The sequence below is a fragment of the Paenibacillus allorhizoplanae genome (assembly GCF_927798215.1).
In the GTDB taxonomy this organism is placed as follows: Bacteria; Bacillota; Bacilli; order Paenibacillales; family NBRC-103111; genus Paenibacillus_E; species Paenibacillus_E allorhizoplanae.
In genome coordinates, this window is sequence record NZ_CAKMMW010000023.1 from 122,857 (window position 1) to 143,706 (window position 20,850).

General features: G+C 45.4%; 21 protein-coding genes. 18 read left to right on the plus strand and 3 right to left on the minus strand.

Going from position 1 to position 20,850, the window contains the following annotated elements; genetic code table 11:
• The first annotated feature begins 51 nt into the window (after positions 1–51).
• The 12 genes from L6I86_RS28045 to L6I86_RS28100 all read left to right on the plus strand — a co-directional run bounded on the left by L6I86_RS28045 (position 52) and on the right by L6I86_RS28100 (position 11,991).
• A complete protein-coding gene (locus L6I86_RS28045) occupies positions 52–744 on the plus strand; it encodes a phytanoyl-CoA dioxygenase family protein (RefSeq protein WP_236291764.1) in 693 nt (230 codons plus the stop codon).
• A 34-nt stretch (positions 745–778) separates the two neighbouring features.
• Positions 779–1,624: an AraC family transcriptional regulator gene (locus L6I86_RS28050; RefSeq protein WP_236291765.1), complete on the plus strand. Its 846-nt coding sequence runs from the start codon at positions 779–781 to the stop codon at positions 1,622–1,624.
• A gap of 241 nt (positions 1,625–1,865) precedes the next feature.
• Entirely contained in the window at positions 1,866–2,639 is a 774-nt protein-coding gene (locus L6I86_RS28055; protein WP_236291766.1) for an HAD-IIA family hydrolase, read from the plus strand.
• Positions 2,640–2,686: 47 nt separating this feature from the next.
• Entirely contained in the window at positions 2,687–3,244 is a 558-nt protein-coding gene (locus tag L6I86_RS28060) for a glycerol-3-phosphate responsive antiterminator (RefSeq protein ID WP_236291767.1), read from the plus strand.
• 119 nt (positions 3,245–3,363) lie between these two features.
• On the plus strand, positions 3,364–5,037 hold the full coding sequence (locus L6I86_RS28065; protein WP_276574906.1) for a glycerol-3-phosphate dehydrogenase/oxidase: 1,674 nt from the start codon (positions 3,364–3,366) through the stop codon (positions 5,035–5,037).
• Between the two features lie 23 nt (positions 5,038–5,060).
• On the plus strand, positions 5,061–5,822 hold the full coding sequence (locus L6I86_RS28070; protein WP_236291768.1) for an MgtC/SapB family protein: 762 nt from the start codon (positions 5,061–5,063) through the stop codon (positions 5,820–5,822).
• A gap of 276 nt (positions 5,823–6,098) precedes the next feature.
• Positions 6,099–7,418, plus strand: a complete 1,320-nt coding sequence (locus L6I86_RS28075; RefSeq protein ID WP_236291769.1) for an ABC transporter substrate-binding protein — start codon at positions 6,099–6,101, stop codon at positions 7,416–7,418.
• A gap of 97 nt (positions 7,419–7,515) precedes the next feature.
• Positions 7,516–8,460 (plus strand): carbohydrate ABC transporter permease, encoded by a 945-nt coding sequence (locus L6I86_RS28080; protein WP_056612911.1) that lies wholly within the window; start codon positions 7,516–7,518, stop codon positions 8,458–8,460.
• 10 nt (positions 8,461–8,470) lie between these two features.
• Positions 8,471–9,301, plus strand: coding sequence for a carbohydrate ABC transporter permease (locus tag L6I86_RS28085; protein ID WP_236291770.1), 831 nt, complete (start codon positions 8,471–8,473; stop codon positions 9,299–9,301).
• A 31-nt stretch (positions 9,302–9,332) separates the two neighbouring features.
• Positions 9,333–10,094, plus strand: a complete 762-nt coding sequence (locus tag L6I86_RS28090; RefSeq protein WP_082595350.1) for a glycerophosphodiester phosphodiesterase — start codon at positions 9,333–9,335, stop codon at positions 10,092–10,094.
• On the plus strand, positions 10,087–11,220 hold the full coding sequence (locus tag L6I86_RS28095; protein WP_236291771.1) for a hypothetical protein: 1,134 nt from the start codon (positions 10,087–10,089) through the stop codon (positions 11,218–11,220). The genes L6I86_RS28090 and L6I86_RS28095 overlap by 8 nt, the downstream gene beginning before the upstream one ends.
• 75 nt (positions 11,221–11,295) lie before the next feature.
• The gene (locus tag L6I86_RS28100) at positions 11,296–11,991 is read left to right on the plus strand and encodes a glycerophosphodiester phosphodiesterase (RefSeq protein WP_236291772.1); all 696 of its coding nucleotides are present in this window, start codon (positions 11,296–11,298) and stop codon (positions 11,989–11,991) included.
• Between the two features lie 65 nt (positions 11,992–12,056).
• On the opposite strand, the gene L6I86_RS28105 is transcribed toward L6I86_RS28100, so the two are convergent.
• Positions 12,057–12,743 carry a response regulator transcription factor gene (locus L6I86_RS28105; RefSeq protein WP_236291773.1) on the minus strand — a complete coding sequence of 229 codons (687 nt, stop codon included), beginning with the start codon at positions 12,741–12,743 and terminating at the stop codon, positions 12,057–12,059.
• 18 nt (positions 12,744–12,761) lie between these two features.
• Positions 12,762–14,006, minus strand: a complete 1,245-nt coding sequence (locus tag L6I86_RS28110) for a sensor histidine kinase (protein WP_236291774.1) — start codon at positions 14,004–14,006, stop codon at positions 12,762–12,764.
• Positions 14,007–14,206: 200 nt separating this feature from the next.
• Between L6I86_RS28110 and L6I86_RS28115 the strand changes: the two genes are divergently transcribed.
• The 4 genes from L6I86_RS28115 (at position 14,207) to L6I86_RS28130 (ending at position 17,463) form a co-directional block, all read left to right on the plus strand.
• The gene (locus L6I86_RS28115) at positions 14,207–14,560 is read left to right on the plus strand and encodes a helix-turn-helix domain-containing protein (protein WP_056612925.1); all 354 of its coding nucleotides are present in this window, start codon (positions 14,207–14,209) and stop codon (positions 14,558–14,560) included.
• A gap of 173 nt (positions 14,561–14,733) precedes the next feature.
• Positions 14,734–16,344, plus strand: a complete 1,611-nt coding sequence (locus tag L6I86_RS28120; protein ID WP_236291775.1) for a glycosyl hydrolase family 18 protein — start codon at positions 14,734–14,736, stop codon at positions 16,342–16,344.
• A 100-nt stretch (positions 16,345–16,444) separates the two neighbouring features.
• A complete protein-coding gene (locus L6I86_RS28125) occupies positions 16,445–16,756 on the plus strand; it encodes a DUF1806 family protein (RefSeq protein WP_236291776.1) in 312 nt (103 codons plus the stop codon).
• Positions 16,753–17,463 carry a PIG-L family deacetylase gene (locus L6I86_RS28130; RefSeq protein ID WP_236291777.1) on the plus strand — a complete coding sequence of 237 codons (711 nt, stop codon included), beginning with the start codon at positions 16,753–16,755 and terminating at the stop codon, positions 17,461–17,463. Before L6I86_RS28125 ends, L6I86_RS28130 begins: the two co-directional genes overlap by 4 nt.
• A 13-nt stretch (positions 17,464–17,476) precedes the next feature.
• Here the strand turns inward: L6I86_RS28130 and L6I86_RS28135 are convergent, their stop codons facing one another.
• A complete protein-coding gene (locus L6I86_RS28135) occupies positions 17,477–18,637 on the minus strand; it encodes an acyl-CoA dehydrogenase family protein (protein ID WP_236291778.1) in 1,161 nt (386 codons plus the stop codon).
• A 117-nt stretch (positions 18,638–18,754) separates the two neighbouring features.
• On the opposite strand from L6I86_RS28135, the gene L6I86_RS28140 reads away from it, so the two are divergent.
• Both L6I86_RS28140 and L6I86_RS28145 read left to right on the plus strand, forming a co-directional pair.
• The gene (locus L6I86_RS28140) at positions 18,755–19,552 is read left to right on the plus strand and encodes an ABC transporter transmembrane domain-containing protein (RefSeq protein ID WP_236291779.1); all 798 of its coding nucleotides are present in this window, start codon (positions 18,755–18,757) and stop codon (positions 19,550–19,552) included.
• Positions 19,539–20,540 (plus strand): cyclic nucleotide-binding domain-containing protein, encoded by a 1,002-nt coding sequence (locus L6I86_RS28145; protein WP_236291780.1) that lies wholly within the window; start codon positions 19,539–19,541, stop codon positions 20,538–20,540. Before L6I86_RS28140 ends, L6I86_RS28145 begins: the two co-directional genes overlap by 14 nt.
• Positions 20,541–20,850 lie beyond the last annotated feature (310 nt).

Consider the following 20,850-nt stretch of genomic DNA (forward strand, 5'->3'; position numbering starts at 1 on the left):
AAAAGCCAAGTGCTACAATACTACCAAGCACTTACCAAGGGAGTGATACCTGTGAGGAAATTGACGATAGAAGAGAAAAATCACTATGATGAGTTTGGTTATGTGGTAGTTCCAGATCTTTTTCAGAAGGAAGAATTAAGTGGGATGAACGAAGAGCTCGATGGGTGCGAAGCACCGCCTCAATCTTCGGGGGAGCATGAAGGATTTACGTATCAGCTAGCGATGCTGACGGATAAGACGAAACATTTTGCCCATGACGAACGCATTCTGACCTTAATCGAAGATATTGTGAAACCCGGCATCGCGATCTTCTCTTCCAAGTTGTTGACCAAGCTGCCGCACAGTCCATCGGTATGCCACTGGCATCAGGACGATGCCTACTACACGGAGGTTGTGAACAGCGACACTCGGATGTCGATTTGGGTACCGCTGCAGGATACGGATGAGAAGAACGGGTGCCTATGGATCGTTCCTGGCAGTCATAAGCAAGGGCTGCAACCATATAAAATTCAGAATAATGGCACGTGCCGGAAGGCATTGGATGAGGAGGAAGTAGACTTATCCAAAGCTGAACCAGTGCCAATGAAGGCTGGCTCTATCTTGCTTTTCAACGCACTCACCTGGCATTCTTCGAAAGGGAATGAAACGGACCAAGTGAGACGGGCGTTCATTGTATCGTATCAGGAGGCAACGGTGCCAGTCGGGCGAGGAAAACAGCACATTGTCCTGCGACCTGTGAGCTAGGCACGGTTCCTTATTTGCAAGGAGTGAGTATGCTGTGTTAAACGCGACCCAACTAGCGGATCATTTTCATAAATCGATGTTTACGATCGCTTTTGCCGGCAATACGATACTCCCAGCTGGCACGTATCAGGCGCCGTACATTCATAACATTCATTCGGTTCATTACATTGTGAGAGGTAAGGGTTACTATGTGATGAATAAGGTCAAGTATGAATTGGAAGCGGGCTCCGTGATGCTGTTCGTTCCAGAGACGACGTTCGAATGGTGGATCTCGGATGAAGAAGATGTTGAAATTTACCATATTCGATTCGATTACCATCTGTGTTACAAAGAGAAGCAAGAGTGGATAATTCAACCTGCAACTAGCTGGCTTGCCCCTTTGCGAGGCAGACTGATGACAGTTCGGCCGGCCGAAATCCGAAGATGTTTTGATATGGTGTTTCAACAATGGAAGGGCTATGATCCGATTTCACAGTATCGCTGTAATTTGGCATTTCGTGAACTGTGGCTTTCCTTGATTCATCAAATCTACGATCAGCAATACAGCAGTGATGCAGATTCTGTGATTGGGTTCACCTGCCAATATATCGCGGATCATTACCAGTCTCCTCTGACGGTGGAGCAGTTGGCTAAGATGGCCGGGCTTAGCGAGGGTTATTACTCGCGACAGTTCAAGCGACTGACTGGCCTCTCCCCGAAAGATTACATCATTCGATTGCGAGTGAAGAAAGCGAAGGATTTACTGGCATGTTCCGGATTGACGATGACTTACATTTCCGAGTTAGTCGGGTACGATGACGAGTTTTACTTTAGTAGGGTGTTCAAGCGGATTACCGGAATGACGCCCTCGTCTTATGCCAAACTATCGAGGAAATTGTGAGGTTAGCGGCTTTCCAATGCAGTTTGATTTGTGTTCAGAAAAAGATGATTGACAATAAGTGTGAAAACGCTTTATAGTTAACGTACAAAGTATGAATATACGGTTGGGCGCGAGTCTAGGAGAAGACCTTATCCGTAATCATATTCTGCCTTACAATGGGTGGAATATGTTTACATGGATAAGGTCTTTTTTGCGTTCCTAATTGGATATTGATGATTTCTTACTAGAAGGTGGGACAGATATGGCAAAAGGCTACGTGTTTGATTTGGATGGTACTGTATACCTTGGGGATCGAGCCATCGAAGGGGCAGCTGATGCGATACAAGCATTGCGTTCACGAGGAGACAAGGTCGTATTTTTGTCGAATAAACCAATTGCAACGCGTCAATCTTATGTGGAAAAGTTATCTAAAATGGGAATTCCCGTAACGATCGAAGAAGTGTTGAATTCATCGCAAATCGTTGCTAAATACTTGAATCAGCGTCTCCAGCCAGGTGAATTAGTTTTCGTTATTGGCGAGGAACCGATTGTAGAGGAACTGGAGGAAAACGGCATCCCACTTACACAGGATAGCGAGCAAGCCCACTATGTGGTGCTTTCATGGGATCGCCAATTCACTTATGACAAATTGAATAGTGTGTATCAGGCAGCGATTAGGGGTTCGATCATTATAGCATCTAATCCTGATGCGACCTGTCCACTAGACGGGGGCCAGATTCCCGACACGGGTACGTTTATTGCTGCGTTGGAAGTGGCGACGGGCAAGGCGATTGATCTGGTTGTAGGCAAACCGTCCTTAATTGCCGCCGAGGCAGCTGCAGCCCATTTGGGATTGCCTTTCGAAGATTGCTTTATGATCGGAGATCGGCTGGAAACCGATATCAAAATGGCTAATGACGCTGGCATGAAATCCGTGTTGGTGCTGACGGGTGTTGCAACGAAGGAAATGGCGGATAGCTCGCCGAATCGCCCGCTGCATATTATTTCAAGTATCAAAGAGGTCATTCATTTATGATAAATCATGGTATAATGTTCTGACATCGACGAAGGGTGGAATCAAGCGTGTATCCGATTGTTGATTTAGTTGAACATCAAACCATCGCAGCTGTACAAAAGGTCGAAGATATTGAGCTGGCAATTCAAAGTCCGGCGAACATTGTGTTTTTGCTTTTCGGATCCATCTTTACTTTGAAAGAAATGGTAGACCGGCTCAAGAATGCAGGCAAGCATGTGTTTATTCACATGGATTTCATTGAAGGCATCGCGTCGGACAAGAGCGGTGTCGCATATGCCGCGCAGGTCATCAAGCCGACAGGTGTTATTTCAACGAAGAGCCACTTGATCCGCGGTGCGAAGGAAGCTGGGCTCATGGCCATTCAGCGTATCTTTCTGATTGATCGAAGCGCCGTCCTCCGAGGTATTAAGGCAGCGGAGCAGAGTGGTCCCGATGCAATTGAAGTGATGCCCGGCATCATGCCTCGCATTATTCGCGAAATGACAGATATGACGTCACTTCCTATTATTGCAGGTGGTTTGGTTGGTAATATCAAAGAAATTGAAGAAGCGCTGGAAGCCGGTGCACTTGCTGTATCTGCGGGTTCATCCGGATTGTGGCAATAAGATAAAATAGCTAATTCCAAGTGGGAGAGACCAGGAGAAACCTCTTTGGAAAAGGTGCGAGATTTCCGTTCGCATTCTTTTCTATGGAGGTTTTTTTATATTCAGGGGGGAGCAGGACGATGAAACCGACGTTTTCGGCAAAGAGCCGTATCGAGATTTTAAAAAGCATGGCACAGCAGGAATTGGACGTATTAGTCATCGGTGGAGGGATTACTGGAGGTGGGATCGCTCTAGATGCGGTCACTCGAGGTATGCGAATCGGCCTTATTGAGAAGAACGACTTCGGTTCTGGAACTAGCAGCCGTTCAACGAAGTTGATCCATGGCGGACTTCGTTATTTGAAGCAAGGCGACGTGAAGCTAGTACAGGAGGTAGGCAAAGAACGGGCTATTTTGTATAAAAATGCTCCGCATCTCGTTATTCCGGCTCCGATGCTTCTTCCCGTGTATAAGGGGGGCACGTATGGTTACCTCGCCTCTTCTATCGGATTGTACATTTATGATTGGCTGGCAGGTGTAGCTCGCAAAGAACGCAGAAAAATGTTGGGGCGCAATCAGACTGCTCTTCAAGAGCCTTTACTAAAACAAGATGGGCTCAAAGGTGGAGGGTTGTATTTCGAGTACCGAACTGACGATGCGCGCTTAACGATCGATATTATGAAAACGGCTCATGCGCGTGGAGCTCAAATTGTAAACTATGCCGAGGCGACTGAGTTCATTTATCGGGATGGCAAGGTGGTTGGTGTCGAGGTTACTGATCGCATAAACGGGCAAACTTTTCAAATCTATGCGAAGCACATTGTGAACGCTGCTGGGCCATGGGTAGATAAGATGCGTCAAATCGACGGTTCTTTGAAGGGGAAACGTTTGTTTCTGACCAAAGGCGTCCATCTTGTTGTTGATTACGAGAAGCTGCCCGTCAAACAAGCGGCTTACTTCGATACGCCGGATGGCAGGATGGTGTTCGTTATTCCTAGGGGGAAGTCGACGTATGTAGGAACGACGGACACGGCATTCGAGAAGTCAATCGATAACCCGAGAGCGACGAAAGAGGATCGCGACTACATCATTCGGGCCGTGAATGCGATGTTCCCGAGCGTACAACTCACAATTGACGATATTCGTTCTCATTGGGCAGGTCTAAGGCCACTCATTTACGAAGAAGGCAAAGGACCTTCCGAATTGTCCAGAAAAGATGAGATCTTCGTTTCGGACAGTGGTCTAATCACGATCGCAGGAGGCAAATTGACCGGATTCCGTAAAATGGCGGAAAAGGTTACCGATCTGGTGGCGCAGCACTTGGAACGTGCAGAGGGCAGGAAATTTCCCGCTTGCAGTACGGACGCTATTACCATTAGCGGCGGTGAGAACAGCGGTGCGTCCAATTTCCAAGAATGGAAGAAGGAGATGCTTCGCATTGGAAAGACGCAGGGCGTGGACAGATCAACGATGCAGGAATGGATCGATACCTATGGTACGAATGCGTTGCAAATATTGGAGTATCTCCCTGTCGCTAAGCAAGTAACCCCCAATCTAGAGCTGCAGTTCGTCCATGCTCAGTTACTGTATGCAATGGAAGCCGAAATGACAGTTACGGCGGCTGATTTCCTGAGACTGCATACAGGCTGGTCGTACTTTCAATTGGAGAAGGCGGAGAAATATGCCGATATTGTCCTTCAAATGTTAAGTAGCAGCTTATCTTACAATACGGATCAGAAGCAGAAGCAGATCGCTATGGTCGAGTCGTTATTCCAATCGATTTACGAATTGCCGGCGAATGATCATGCGATTTAACACCTTGAAAGGAGGTGAAGAGTATGACCGCTAGCGTGTGGCATATTACTCATTTGGATTTAACGATTCGCATATTGATGGCAGTAAGTTTGGGTGGACTTGTTGGGCTGGAGAGGGAGTGGAGCAACCACGCAGCTGGCTTACGGACGCATATCTTGGTTTGCATCGGATCCACAGCTATTATGCTGTTATCCATCTATGGCTTCTCCCAGTTCGTTACGGAAGCGAACGTTCGCATGGACCCAGCCCGTCTGGCTGCGCAGGTCATTAGCGGGATAGGCTTCCTTGGAGCTGGCACGATTATGAGAACTGGTTCTACCGTATCCGGTCTTACTACAGCGGCTTCGGTTTGGGTCGTTGCAGCCATTGGTCTATGTGTAGGAGCGGGTTTTTATTACTGTGCGGTGCTGGCGACTGTTATGGTTTTGCTGAGCTTATTTGTTCTGAATAAATGGGAAAAGTTGATGATGCGGAACCGGCGAACGCAGGAAGTGGTCATTAAAATCGTCGATAAACCTGGGGTTCTGGGTACGATTGCATCGCAATTTGGCGAGCAAGGGATCCAGGTTGTTAACGTGCAGATGAAGCCTGACGGCCAAATTGAGATATCAGGCATATCGGAAGGGGTGATGGAGCTTCGTTTTCATTTGAAAAGCGGCTATACGGAGGCGCTGTTGCAAGCGATTGATCGTATTTTGAAATCCAGCCATATTATTTCTTTGGAATCCAAGGGGGTACAACTAAGCGGGGGAGCTTCCCGTGTGAATCAAACCTACGCTTTGTAACCAGTTAGGAATACACAAGTTGCTTCTAAGGATAATAAACTTGTTGACATTAACCCTAGAGATATGCCATACTCTCACTAAAGAAAACGCTTTATTTCGTTCAAAACGATTGGGTGCGGAGATCATTGAGACAGCCCAAGAGACGAACGGACCGTGCATAAGTGTGCGGCCCTTCTGTTTCTTGTCTGCTTAATGTTCTCCTTTTTTATGCTCATCTCGTCCACGAACGATACCGATCAATGAAAATTCGCTTTAATCCAGAGAGGGGATTTGTATATGAAAAGTAAAAAATGGTTAACTACACTAGCGACATCATCTTTGTTATTGACAGCATTGACGGCCTGCGGCAGCGGCGGTACAGAGACGACGGGGGAGAAGACGGCTGAGGTTCCGCCAGCAGTTGAAGATAACACGCCTGTTACGATTCAATATTGGCATTCCCACGCAGACGTTCAAATGCCCGCTGTGAATGACATGATCGCGGCATTCCAGAAGAAATATCCGAACATTACGGTAGAAGCTGTGTTCCAGGGAGCTTACGCTGATTTGCAAAAGAAACTTCAGGCAGCCATTGCAGCGAAAGATGTACCAGCTGTGACTAACGTAGAAGTATCGGCGCTTCCGAGCTTTGCAGACAGCGGTGCTTTCGCAGATTTATCCGGGTATATCAAACGGGATAAAGTAGACATGAACGACTTCTCACAAGGTATGGTGCAAGCGTATTCATATGATAAAAAGCAATACGGCTTCCCGCTGATCGTCAGTACGAGCGTCATGATTTACAACAAAACCATGTTGGATAAGCTCGGCGTGCAGCCTCCTCAAAAGTGGTCTGAAATTGAAGAGTTTAACAAGAAAGTAGCCGTGAAGGAAAATGGGAAAACGACTCGTTACGCATTCTCAGTTCCTGGTTGGGATACTTGGTATATGGACCCGTGGATTTCAAATGGCGGAGGCTCAATTCTTAACCCTGAGCATACCAAAACGTTGCTAGATCAGCCTGACAGCATGAGATGGATCCAAAACTTCAACAAATGGTTGAAAGATGGTTCCCTTCATATGGGGTACGGTAAAGGTGCATCGGATACGATGAGACAGATGTTCTTGGATGAGAAGGTAGCTATGGTACAGCATACATCGGCGGTATTGAAAACTTACTTGCAAAATGCGAAGTTTGAAGTTGGTGTATCCTTCATTCCTGGTGATAAAGAGCGCAAATCACATATTGGCGGAGCAGGAATTGTCATGATGGAAGGTGCGCAAGCTAAACAGAAGGAAGCTGCTTGGAAGTTCATCAAGTTTATGACAGATGCTGAGCACAACATCAAGTGGGCTGAAGGAACGGGCTACTTACCAACGCACAAATCGGTACTGAATACCGATGAAGGCAAGCAATATTTTGCTAAGCTGCCACAATACAAAGCTGTATTTGATAACTTTGATAACGTTGTAGGACGTCCACAGCATCCAGCGTATCCGGAGTTCAGCAAGAAGTATATGGAAGTCGTAGGTAAGATGATTTTGGAGAATGCAGATCCAGAACCGACGATGAAAGAAGCTGTGAAAGAAATCAATACCATTTTAAGCGAAAGTTAATCCGAAATAATTCGAAATAATTAGCTGTCTCGTCGTGTAGAAGGCTGAGGTTTTCTACACGACAGTTCATTTAAGTAAGTTGAGAGGGGGATACGCCATGAATACGGACAACAAGCCGAGCCAGATTCATCCAGAAGTTGGCGGTATCGTGAGAACACGTTCTCGTTCCCGCCTACTGGAATATTTGAAAGATTTCTCGTTTGCCATACCTGCATTGGTCATCCTGATGGTATTCATCTATTATCCACTAGCTAACTCGTTGTATATAAGTTTTACGAACTGGAATATGACGAAGCCGACGAAGAAGTTCATCGGATTCGATAACTATGAATATTTGTTAACCAGTAAGACCTTCTATAAGGTGCTTCAGGTTACATTCACCTATACGGTAGCGGATGTTTTGTTAACACTTGGCATTGGATTACTGCTCGCCTTGTTATTTAATCACACCTCGCGCACGTTCAATTTCATGCGGGCTATTATTTTCATGCCGCACTATGTATCAATGGTTATCGTCTCCATGATCTTCTTGTGGATTTTCAACGGACATTACGGTCTGATGAATAACATCATGAAATGGATAGGACTCGAGCCTATTCAATGGCTTACGAATACGAAAACAGCGCTGTGGGTGCTGGTTGCCGTTGGGGTATGGAAAGGCGTCGGCTTTACAATGATTATTTTCATTTCCGGTTTACGAAGCATTCCACTTGAATACTACGAAGCATCAGGTATCGATGGGGCATCGAAGTGGACGCAATTTTGGAGGATTACGGTACCGCTTCTTTCTCCTACAACGCTATTCCTTGTCATTACGCATTTCATCTCTTCGATGCAAGTGTTCCAGTCCGTTGACGTTATCACGAACGGTGGGCCGCTAGAGTCGACCAAAGCCATGGTGTACTGGATCTATGAAATGGCATTTACGGATTTCAAAACAGGTCGTGCATCAGCCTTAGTGGTGATCTTCTTCATCATTATTATCTTGTTAACCATGGTTCAGATGTATGTGTCTAAGAAGAAAGTTCATTACGAAGGGTAGGTACAAGAACATGACAAAACCGTTGCTCCATACTACCCGTATCGGTATTGCCGTTATCATTACGCTGTTGATGTTTTTCCCGATCTATTGGATGCTGATTACCGCGTTAAAAACGCCTGCCGAGCTCCGGGTGTCATCTCCGACATTTTGGCCGGATAAGGTGATGTGGGAGAACTTTGCCACCGCATTTAAAGCCATTCCATTTTATCGGTTTACGCTGAATACGGTTATTCAAACTGTGGGGATTGTTTTTCTGCAGATTAATATTGGTCTTATGGCGGCTTACGCTTTTGCGAAGGGAACATTCCCTGGTAGAGACAAGTTATTCGCACTCGTACTCGCTGCGCTTATCGTGCCAGAACAGGTTGTATTCGTACCGGTATATGTACTGATGTCGAAGTTGAATTGGATTAATACGTATTACGCGCTTATCATTCCGCATGCTGCATCTGCTTACGGCATTTTCCTCCTCCGTCAAATGTTTCGCTCGATTAATAATGATGTGATCGAGGCGGCGAAAGTGGATGGTGCCAATCGGGTTCAGGTGCTGTACAAAATACTAACGCCGATGGCCATGCCTACCGTCTCAACTTTAGCTGTTATCAGCTTTATTAGTAGCTGGAATGCCTATTTCTGGCCGCTCATCATGACGAATTCGAACAAAATGCGCGTGTTAACTGTTGGTATTTCCATGATGCGAGATTCGATCGCTGGGGATGAAGCATTAAATATGCATATCATCATGTCGGCGAGTGTGCTGATTATTTTGCCAATCGTTGTGTTGTTTATTTTTGCGCAAAAATACATTGTGGCTGCAATGGCCAATTCCACTTTTAAATAACGTGCATAATGAATAGGAGGAATGTGTGAATATGACGCAACCATCAGTATTAGTCATCGCTCATCGTGGTGCCAAAGGGGAGGCCCCGGAGAATACACTCGGCGCTTTCCGTCTCGGGATTGAACAGGGCTGCGACGCCATTGAACTGGACGTTCATTTATCCAAAGACGGTGAAATCATAGTCATTCATGATTTCACTATTGATCGAACAACAGATAGGAAGGGTGTCGTACATGAGATGACGCTTTCTGAATTAAAACAGGCTGATGCGGGTCGCTGGTTCAGCTCACAATATGAAGGTGAACGAATTCCAACATTAGAAGAAGTGTTCGACCTTGTTCCGCCAGAAGTGATGATTAATGTAGAGATCAAAGATTCTTACGACCGTAAGCTCGAACCAGCACTGGCCGAGCTCATGAAAAGAAAAGATCGCGTGCATAATGTGGTCGTCTCCTCCTTCGATCACAAAAGCCTTCTCTTCCTAAAACTTTTGCTGCCTGAAGCGAAAATCGGGCTTCTATATGAAATCAATCCAGGAAGTCACGCCGGTTTGGCGACAGGATTTGGGGTTCCGGTGTATTCCCTGCATCCTAATTTTAAAAGGATTAACCGAGAGGATATCAGGGATGCCTTAAGTAAAGGAATCCAGGTGTATCCTTGGACAATTAATGACGAAAAGAAGATGAAACAAGCCATCGAAAAAGGGGCTTCTGGTATAATTACTGATTTCCCTGGTAAATTGCGCAAGATTTTGACAGCGTGGAGTCAGCCCTTAGGGGGCAAGGATGACTAGGATTCACTTCGCTTATGTTGTGGTTGTGGCGGGATTGATCGCGTTAACAACGGCAGGCTGTCAGAAACCAATAGCGATTGCCAATGCTAAGGTGATTCCATCAGCTACACCGATCGAGGAAGTTGCTACTCCTAAGCAGGTGATGAACACAATGACGGGGATAACCCAAGAGGAAGCGGGGATTAAGATTCGTGTTGATATGCCTGAAATCCGAACATTTCTTGAAAAGAGCAAGCAGGGACCTGTCATCCCGGCATTGAAGCAGAATGCGATCCCGCAAGGTATGGCGTACTTGGAAGAGAAGAATTGGCTATTGGTCACTCATTACCGTGAGGACGGCAAGCCTAGCATTATCTCGGTTATTGATGAGAAGAGCGGAGAGATGGTTAAAGCGCTTGAGATCTTTAAGAACGAGACTACACCTTATACAGGTCATGCAGGCGGTGTTACTGTTAGTAACAAATACATCTGGATATCTTCAGAGAGCAACGCCTACTATTTCCCCAAGGAAGATCTCTTGAAAGCAGATAAGGCGGGAAAAATCGTCTTTAAAGGAGCCGTTCAAACGGATACGCGCGCCTCATTTAATGCTTTTGCTGATGGCATCTTATGGGTTGGTGAATTTGCACAGGGCGCCAGCTACCCCACGGACGTATCACATTACATGACGAACCGAGATGAGAAGGAGCATAAAGCTTGGGCTGTCGGCTATAAGCTTGACCCTTCGACAGACTTGCCGAGTGCTTCTAAATTGCAAGCGTCGGGGCCGGTTGTACCTGATATGATTATTTCGCTGCCTGACAGTGTTCAAGGGATGTATCTCGACAAGGGCAGCTTATGGCTCAGTCAGTCTTACGGAAGAAACAGTATCAGCGACTTAACGCGATATAAGAACAATTTATCGGATAAACCGCATACGACGGTTAAGCTCGGACAATCTGAAGTACCTGTCTGGTTCCTAGACAACAAGAACAAGATGGAGAAAATGGAAATTGCACCGATGGCTGAAGGTATATTTAAATGGAAGGGCCACATGTACATCTTATTTGAATCGGGTGCAACCAAATACAAAACCTCCACGACTTATGCGTTAGAGCGAATTTATATGCTGCCCTGGAGTGAGTGAGGTACAGTGGTCGGTTGTCTATATTTGCGTTATGATTATAAGGTATACATGATAACCGGAGGTGGACAACACGACATGATCACTGGCTTAGCTCACAGGGGCTACCCAAAAAAGTACCCGGAAAACACAATATCCTCTTTTCAGGCAGCTTTAGATTTGTCTTACAGTCATTTGGAGTTGGATGTTCAACTTACGAAAGACGGAGTGCCTGTCGTCATTCACGATACAACCGTGAATCGAACAACAAATGGTACAGGCCGTGTTGCAGACTACACATTTGAGCAAATTCGGAAATTGGACGCAGGCGGAGGTCAGCAAATTCCAACACTGAAGGAAGTTCTTTTGCTGGCAAAGGGGAAAGCTCAGGTAGATATTGAGCTGAAACAGAGCGGGTTGTTGTATCCAGGTTTAGAGGAGCAAGTGTTGGAGACGATTCAAGTTGCAGCGGTTCAGGATCAAGTATTCGTAACTTCCTTCGATCATTACGCTATCGTTCGAACAAGGGAACTATCCCGTGATATTAATCTGGGACTCGTCCTTTACGGCGCAACACCGGCGGTATTCCCACTTGCTAAGGAAATTAATGCGAAGTATGTATCTGTGAAACATATTTATTTAACAGATGAATTTGTTCATCGCTGCGATGAAGCGGGTATACAGTTGATTGCTTGGACGATCGATGATGAACACGATATGCGGAATTTGCGGTCGCAATATCCTCACATTTGGGCATGCACGAATGAGCTCGAGAGATGGATTACCGTATTTTAATATGGAAAAGGAGGAGCTCACGACGATGGTGTGGGCTCCTCCTTTTTACGTATCATCTAGCCACTCTACAGATCATTCTCATGCAAATAAGCAATCGTCTCCGACCGTCCGGAGACATTCAGCTTCTTATAAATAGCACTCAAATAATTCTTCACAGTCCCCGTGGTCAGAAACATGTCAGTAGCGATAGCTTGATTTGACTTCCCTTGTTTCAAATTCTTCAGAATGTTCCGTTCCTGAACAGATAGACCTGACAGCTTGTTATCTTGTGGTTGTGTTTCAATCGATTGTAGATTTTCCTCCAGTGCCTTTTCTTCCTGTTCCTCTGAGGAACGTAGTGCTTGGACAAGGCGCGGCTGAATACTTAGCGGGTATGTAATGCCACCATCTAAGCAGACCTGAATGGTTGAGAGTATTTTTTTCGTCTCAACGCCTTTCACTAGATACCCGCTGGCACCGTGACGTATCGCTTCCCATATGTAGGCTTCATCCTCAAATGAGGTCAAAATAAGTACCTTAATCTCCGGGAATTCGGCTTTGATTTGTTTAGTAGCCTCTAAGCCGTCAAGCTTGGGCATATGGATATCCATCATAACGAGTTGAGGACGATGCAACTGTACTTGTTCTATGGTGGCTATGCCATCCCCCGTTGTCGCTACGACTTTATATCCTTCTTCCATACCTAGAATAGCTGCTAATCCATCGCGGATGAGGGGTTGGTCGTCTGCGATAAGAATGGTTGTTTGAGACAATTCGATCACTCCTTCCGATCATTTTCGACTGAAGGGTATGGCTATATCCAGCGTTACTCCGCCAGATGCACCATTGTTACGTATTGAAAACGTTCCCTCAACATCTTCCAAGCGTTCCTTCATCGCATTAAGTCCGTAACCATACACAATTTCGAGTGGTGGATGACCATTATCGGACAAAACGAAGCGAAGAACTTCCTCATGATACGACAATGAGAAGTGGAAATAAGTACTTAGGCCATGGCGAATGCCATTCGTCAAACCTTCTTGTAGTGCCCGATAAATCGTAAGCTCGATAATAGGTGTCAGATCAGGCGTCGTGGTATCTATGGTGTAGGCAATATCCACGTTAGTTTGCTTTTTCGTATCCTCGATCAACCGAATAAGCTCAGGTATGAAGCAGTGATCCGGGAAGTTCTCGCGCAACACATGGACAGAGCTTCGTACATCATTTAGACCTCTGAGAATACTTTCTTTCGTTCGATCGATCATCTTTTTGGCGATTGGATAATGGCTTTTCTCCAAAGCATGCGCTGCCGTCTGTAATCCGGTTAACGCCGATGTCAGCGTATGTCCAACCGAATCATGAATATCGCGGGAAATTCGCGTCCGTTCTTGTAATTTGGCCTTCTGCTCCAATGCAATTGAGGCTATTCGCAGTTGCTCGTTGTCGATAGCTAATTGATTCTTTTGTTGAAACGCAATCCTAGCAAGCAAGCTCATCCCGTAGATCGCAAAGAAATCAATCACTCTAGGAATAATTAAATAGATGTCCTCAAAGGGCGGAAACTGACGATAGATCATGACGCCTAGTAGAATACAAACATAATTGACGATCGTAAAGATAATGGCACGCTTTCTACCGTGATGAAAGGTGAACTCACCAATGAGAATTAAGAGGTAAATTTGAGAGAAATAACTTTCCGACCATACACAGATCACGAGCGCCAAAGCGAGTTGAGCGTATAAAAACTGGAAGCCACTCCTACTATGCAGAGCAATCTTTAGGATATAATCCCGCATGAGGACGACAGCCACATAGCTACAAGCTAGCAGCAGAAGTCCTATCGAAAATTTACTCGTATGAAACAATAGTGAGAGTGTTGCACCCATCACGATGATATTCAAGGTGAGAGTCATGTTTTTATTTAAATGTACATCCATATCTTTACCCTCAGATACAAAGCTATATTTACTATTTATTTTACCATAAACATGACCTAAGTCATACATAGAACGCATAAAGTGTCGAAAAGGTTGCATATCTAGTGAACTTCTTCATCTTGGATAGGTCTTTAGTAGCATCTATAATATAGATAGAGGAATTATGGAATTTCCAAGGAGGCATGTCCAAATGTTGATGATTTTATGGAACTTACTAGGTGGCATTCTTCTAATCTTGAGTTTATATTTGCCGCTGAAACAATTATTGGAACGTAACCCTGAGTAGGAGGGAGTACGACTTGAAAGAAGACTTGCTTGATAGGAAAAATGGGGGCATGCATGCCTCATGTAGCACGGATTACGAGCGTATGAATGAGTTTCTAATTCAGGAAACAGGTAACTCTATGGATGTATTTTCGAATAGGTATCAAATTACGAAGCGCGAGTCGGAAATTTTCCTGATGGTCGCTATCTATGGTTTTTCCAATCACGAAATTGCCGAACGTTGTAGGATCAGCGAAAAAACGGTCAAGATTCATCTTGCTAATATAATGAACAAAGCTGGCATCAAATCGATGCGGAAATTACTTTCGCTGTTATTTAATCATGTGCTTTACTTTCGTGAAAGTAACCGATTGTCCGAGGAAAAGTAGGGATGTCATTATCGTGGTGATCCAAATAGCAAACCGTCCATAATCACAACAGGTGATGGGACGGTTTTTTCATTTTGGCGTAACAAATCAGCAGCCCACTGCGTCTATTACTATGTTGCTATGAAACTAATTCTAGCAGTAGCAGATATAGAGGGAGAGGGAAGAAGACGTTTATGTTGAAAAAAACAATCTTATTCGGCACGCTGTTTGTTCTATTGTTTGCAAATACCGCTTTTGCCTACGATGTACAACTACAGCCCTTCAAGGATGAGGAACAAGACTATGCCAAGGATCCGATTTACACCTTATCCGCATTAGGCATTATTAACGGCTATGAGGACCAAACCTATCGTCCCAATGATGACTTGTCTAGAGAGGCTTTCATTAAGTTGCTCGTTATGGCAGGTAAAATAGAGAGTAAAGCTGCACTGGGGAGTACTCCCGTTGATGTAGCGAAGGACCGTTGGTCGGCACCTTATATTGCTGCTGTCTACGAACGGAAATGGCTTGATAGTTTACTAGATCAGGAGGGCTTGCTTCATCCAGCGCAGACGATTACGAGAGAAGAAGTTGCGATGCTCGTAGGGAAATCGTTGCTGGAGTCTGAAAGTGAAACGGTTCGTCAACAATGGCTGACCACGGATTGGAAGAAAGAGCAGGTTGTTAGAGGTTTTAAGGATAGTTCAAAAATAAATGAAGCTATGAAGCCTTATGTGTATTACGCAGTGCATCGCGGGATTATGGAGGGAGATCAAATAGGATTTAACCCGAAAGAGTCTTTGATTCGTAAGCAGGCTGCAGCCGTTATCTATCGTTTGATTGATAAGCGGATCGCCGAGCAAAAGATCGATTTCACAGGGTATTATGCCCTCGCATCCTACCCTGCAATTAAGCAGATGAGTAAGCTTTCTCATGTGATTCTTGGATGGTCTAACTTATCATACAGCGCCCCTGGAACAGCTTCACTGAACATTAGTTCAACGGTTAATCGCGTGCCAGATGGTTTTGAAGAGGTCATTGCCACTGCGAATGCTGCTCAAATTACAAAGGAACTGATGGTTTTCTATGATGGCGCTAATTTAAAAGAATTCCTTCAAGATGAATCTGCCAAAAAGACCTTTATCGCATCATTGCTCAGTACATTGAAAGATCCAGCCTACTCATTTACGGGGGTAAGCATTGATTTTGAAGGATTGAAAGAAGCGGGAAGTGCAGTCAGCTACACCCAGTTTCTTCAGGAGTTGAAAGGTCAATTAGGTTCGCTTACGTTATCCGTAGCTGTTCCACCGATTTATTATTACAAGGGTTATGATTTAAAAGAAATCGGAAAGCTAGCCGATACAGTGATCCTTATGGCTTATGACTTCACACATAATGAAAGTTTATTGCCATCAGCGCCGCTGCCACTAGTGAACGATGCGGTGATAACCGCGCTGCAATTGATACCGAAAGAGAAGCTTGTCCTTGGTATTTCCAAACAGGCTAACCAGTGGATCACCCAATCTGGCGTTACTGGACCTGTCCTTAAACCTGCCATTGCAGATGTTGAGAAAAGGCTGGCGATGCCAGGTGTGAATACCACATGGGACATGCCGTATTTCTTAAAGAAAGCTTCATTTGCAGACGATCGGGGCAGTCATGTATTGTACTACGAAGATTCCCAGAGCATAGCCAAGAAGATTTGGCTCGCCAAATTCTATGACCTGAATGCTGTTTCCTTATGGTTTATGGGCAACTATACGGCATCGGATTGGGAGCGAATCGGAGAGCAGGCGGCGAAATAATAGTGAGGAGCTGGGTTCATGAACCCAGCTTTTTTTGACTATTAAGCTGTGATACGATTATGTAGTCATGCATTCCTTTTAGAAAAGAGAGACCAACAAGATGAATCCAATAATCAGGTCAGAAGTTGAAACCGAGCTGCAGTCCTTCATCGGGACTGACGCTTATATCCATAGTGAAGCTACCTCATTTGTTTTCATTCGTAATTTTAAGATCAAGGTTACTCATGCCTTTATCGCAGGGGAAAGCTCATTTCGTGCGGCCCTCCGATTCGATGGGCATGGCTGGCTTCGCATGGAGGCGCTCACGCACTATGAAATTGATGAGAACGGCTGTCTTTTGCTGGCTGGTTATGATGATCGAGGTCGGATGAATGTTGCGTTGCACATTGGAAGGGAGCCGTTTCCGGAATGAATACGACGAATAAGGGCACGGTGAAAAAGCTGCTCGCCGTATTTGCGCACCCTGACGACGAGTCCTTTATTTGTGGAGGGACTCTTGCCAAATACGCCAGTGAAGGGGTCGACATTACGCTGGTGAGTGCCACGCGGGGTGATATGGGACGCCGAATGGGCAATCCACCTTATCTCAATCGGGAAACGATGGCGGCTGCTCGTGAAATTGAACTACGAGATGCCTGCAAATGCTTGGGCATCCAGCAGCTCCTATTTTTCGATATCCGCGACAAGACAGTTGAGTTTATCGATGAGGAAAGCCTGACTTCAAGAGTTGAGGCTCTAATCCGTGATGTGAATCCTGATGTCGTGCTCACGTTTCACGAAACGTTAGGTGGACACCCCGATCATTGCGCTATTGGGAAGGCAACGACGGCTGCATGTCAACGAACAGGACATCTGGACTCGTTATATTTCATAACGTTCGGTGATGCGATGGAGCGTCCGGAACGGTTTGGGTATTCCCATAAGGATGTCATGAAGATTGATGTAGAAGCTCATTTGAAAGCTAAACTGGCAGCGTTCCGGGCTCACCGCTGCCAGACGGAAATAGATGAGTGGGTATGGCTGCCAGACCATGAGGCGTTAGCGAAATTCGGCAGATATGAATATTTTTTGAAAGCGGACAGGGAGTCTTCGGCAAAGAAACGCGATAATTTGTTCTAGTATTTCCCATAGATCACAAGGATTTCTCAGCTAGGGCAGCACTGGCTAAGTTATGAAGCACTGTACTATCCATTGGTGGATTATGCAGGCCTGCGCGAACATCCCGATAGTACCTTTCCAAAGGCTGCTTGCGGGACAAACTAGCGGCACCGACGATTCGCATCGCGAGGTCCACGACTTTGATCGCATTGTTGGTAGCGACATACTTGGCCAAGCCTAGCTCTGGTTTTAATGCTGGTCGGTTGACCTTCTCTTGATCCCAACGATCCGCCGTTGTATAAAGGAGTGCACGTGCAGTTCGTAGTTCGATTTCCATCTCGCCAATGGCATGCTGGACAGAAGGGAGTGAAGAGATCGGTTCGTTCATATGGTTCGGTTGATAGGTATGAGCGAATTCAAGGGCATAATCACGTGCCGCCATGGCGATGCCCAAGTAACAAGCCGGAATATGTAAAAGCCAGCCGCCGCCATCATCCACGCCTTTTCCAGAAAGCCTCATGGTTTTATCCACGAAAACCCCATCCAAAACCACATCATGACTGCCTGTTGCTCGCATCCCGAGTGTATCCCAAGTTTCCACGATAGTTACCTGGTCTGTTCGATGAACGAGGAAGTCCGCTGTTCCGTCTTCATCCGGGATAAAAGCCGATACCACAAAACGATCTAGGATCGGTGAAAGGGTACTAAACGTTTTACGCCCCGTAATTAGCCATCCGTCGGCTGTCGGGAGCGCTGTCGTTTCGGGTTTTCCGCCTCGGCTGGGACTACCAGATGCAGCTTCACTAGCAAAAGTATTAATCATAGTCCCATCACTCACGACGGAGTAGCACAAATCAGCGAAAATAGCCTCTGGCCATTTTCGAGTTGTTTCAAGATGTAAGACCTGACCTATGTGCCAGCCTACGGCTAATGCGGTCGAACCATCCCCATAAGCAAGCCGCTCTTGCAGCATAACGAGCTCATAAAGCGAGATGCCATCCCCGCCGAATTCTTGTGGGATAGTTAGCTTTAAGTACCCAGCCTCTCGCAAATCCGTGAAATTTTCAAATGGAAAAGATCCCTCTTGGTCATGTAACGCGGCTCTCTTTGCAAAAAGGGATGCCAACCCTTCTGCTTTTCTAGCCAAAGCGCGCTCTTTCTCATTCCGAATATAGTGATCAATCATTTTGTTCATCCCATTCACACTCCTATCTTTATTTATTATATCAGCTAGGGGATTCACCTGTCGTTTCGGAGTACTAGTCCCCCACATCGTTCTCACTGACTCTACGAAAAGGCGCTGAAACCCTCGATGCTTTATTTATACAGATCCGTTCTTCGATATCTAGCGAATAGCAAAAAAGTATTCATCGTGTTCATCATTGCGTTATTATTTGAACTCAGCTTCGAGTACTTTACGTCATTAAGTATCAAATATTTAATTGACGATGCCATTACGCCTCGGAATATGACCATATTCTTTGGTCTGCTCTTAGCCCTTCTTATTGGTGGTGTCTTGAACTTATTAATTGGTGTCGGCGGCGAGCATGCGATGATGCAGACGTTTTCGACACTTATTTTGGCTAGTCTCAGCATGGTGGTAGGGACAGCGATATTATTTGTTCTAGAGTGGAAATTGGCGATTGTTGCATTCGTCGGCATTGTCTTCATGTTCGTGCCGCAGAAACTACTGAATAAACGCGCGCAGCGTTACAACGAGGAGTACGTTGGCATTGTAGAGTCATTTTCAAATAATATGGATGAGGAAATGAAGGCATTTAAGGTCATTCGGGGCTTTCAGCTGCAAGAATCTATGAAAAATAGGTTCACAAAGCAACTACAAGTCTGGTTTCGATTAGGTGTGAAGAGGAGCTTCATTAACTCCAATCTGGAGAGACTTCCGATCATGGTGTTATCCGTTGTTAACGTGATTATCCTTGGTTTAGGAGGCTATTTTACGTTTCAAGGATCGATGACCATCGGGGATTTGATAGCATTTTACTCGGTTTTTGATACGGTCGGCGTATCGGTGATCCAATTCATGGAGGTCGTGCCCGATCTAATTGAAGGTGAAGTGGGGGTTGCTCCAACTGCTCATGCGTTTCTATGATCCGCAAAAAGGCTCCATTCAAGTGGATGACCTTGATCTCCGTAAAATTCAACTGTCTTCATTGCTTATGCAAGCTGGTGTTATTTTTCAAGAACCTTATCTATTCAATACGACGATACGTGAAAATCTATTGATTGGTCATCCTGATGCCACCGAGGAAGAGCTTCACGAAGCGACACTTGCGGTCGGTGTTCATGAGGCGATTATGCAAATGTCGAATGGTTACGATACCTGGATTGAAAATGAGGGGGCCAATCTGTCCGTCAGCCAACGGCACCGGATTTCAATCGCGCGCGCGTTACTACGATCGAACGAGCTGACTTTCATGGACGAAGTAGCGGCATCGCTTGATCCGGAATCAGAAATAGCGCTGAATGAGACCCTCTATCGTGCTAATCATGGTCGAACGGTAGTTGCTGTTTCGCATCGTTTAAAGACTGTTTCACATGCGGATCTAATCTATTTCATTCATGAGGGGAAAGTCATCGAATTCGGAACGCATCAGGAACTGTTAGAACGCCAAGGCGCTTATCACCGACTATGGCAAAAGCAGCAAGGCTTCCAACTATCCCAAACGGGAGAAGTTGTTATTGAAGTCGAGCGTTTAAGGCAGATGCCTTTTTTCGCCTATATGAATGAGGACCTGCTACATGAGATCAAAGATTTACTGATGACGGAGAAAATCACGAGCGGACAAGATGTGTTTCGGCAAGGTGAAGCGGGATATAAATTGTATATCATTGCACGTGGCAAAGTGGAAGTGTCGAAAAGGAATGCACAAGGCGAGAACATCAGGGTTGCTGTTCTTCAGGATGGAGATCATTTCGGCGAAATCGCTTTGCTGAAGGATGCACTTCGTAATGCCAACATCACAGCGCTAACGGAATGCACTTTGTTGTCGTTAACACGTAACCAGCTGCTGCCGTTATTGGATCGCTATGAGGATATGAAGGCGAAGTTGAATCAGTCGTTGAGTGAGAGGAGCTAATGGGAGGCGAAGGAGTAGATGAAAGTAATTGTAAAATGGAAAAATAAAACATTGCATTCTTTGTCGAAACCATGCTATATTATCACTCCGGCCGCAAGATAGGCAGGCGAGAGTAACTGAAATTAACTCGAAAAAAAGTAGTTGCACATTAAAAGTAAACATGGTATATTACTTCTCGCTGCTTCGGTAACACGGCAGTGAACGAAAGAATAATTGATCTTTGAAAACTGAACAACGAGTGAGTAAGCACAGTCGAGTAATCGACTATAAAAGAGATTGCAAAATCTCGCTAGCTTCAAATGAGCAATTA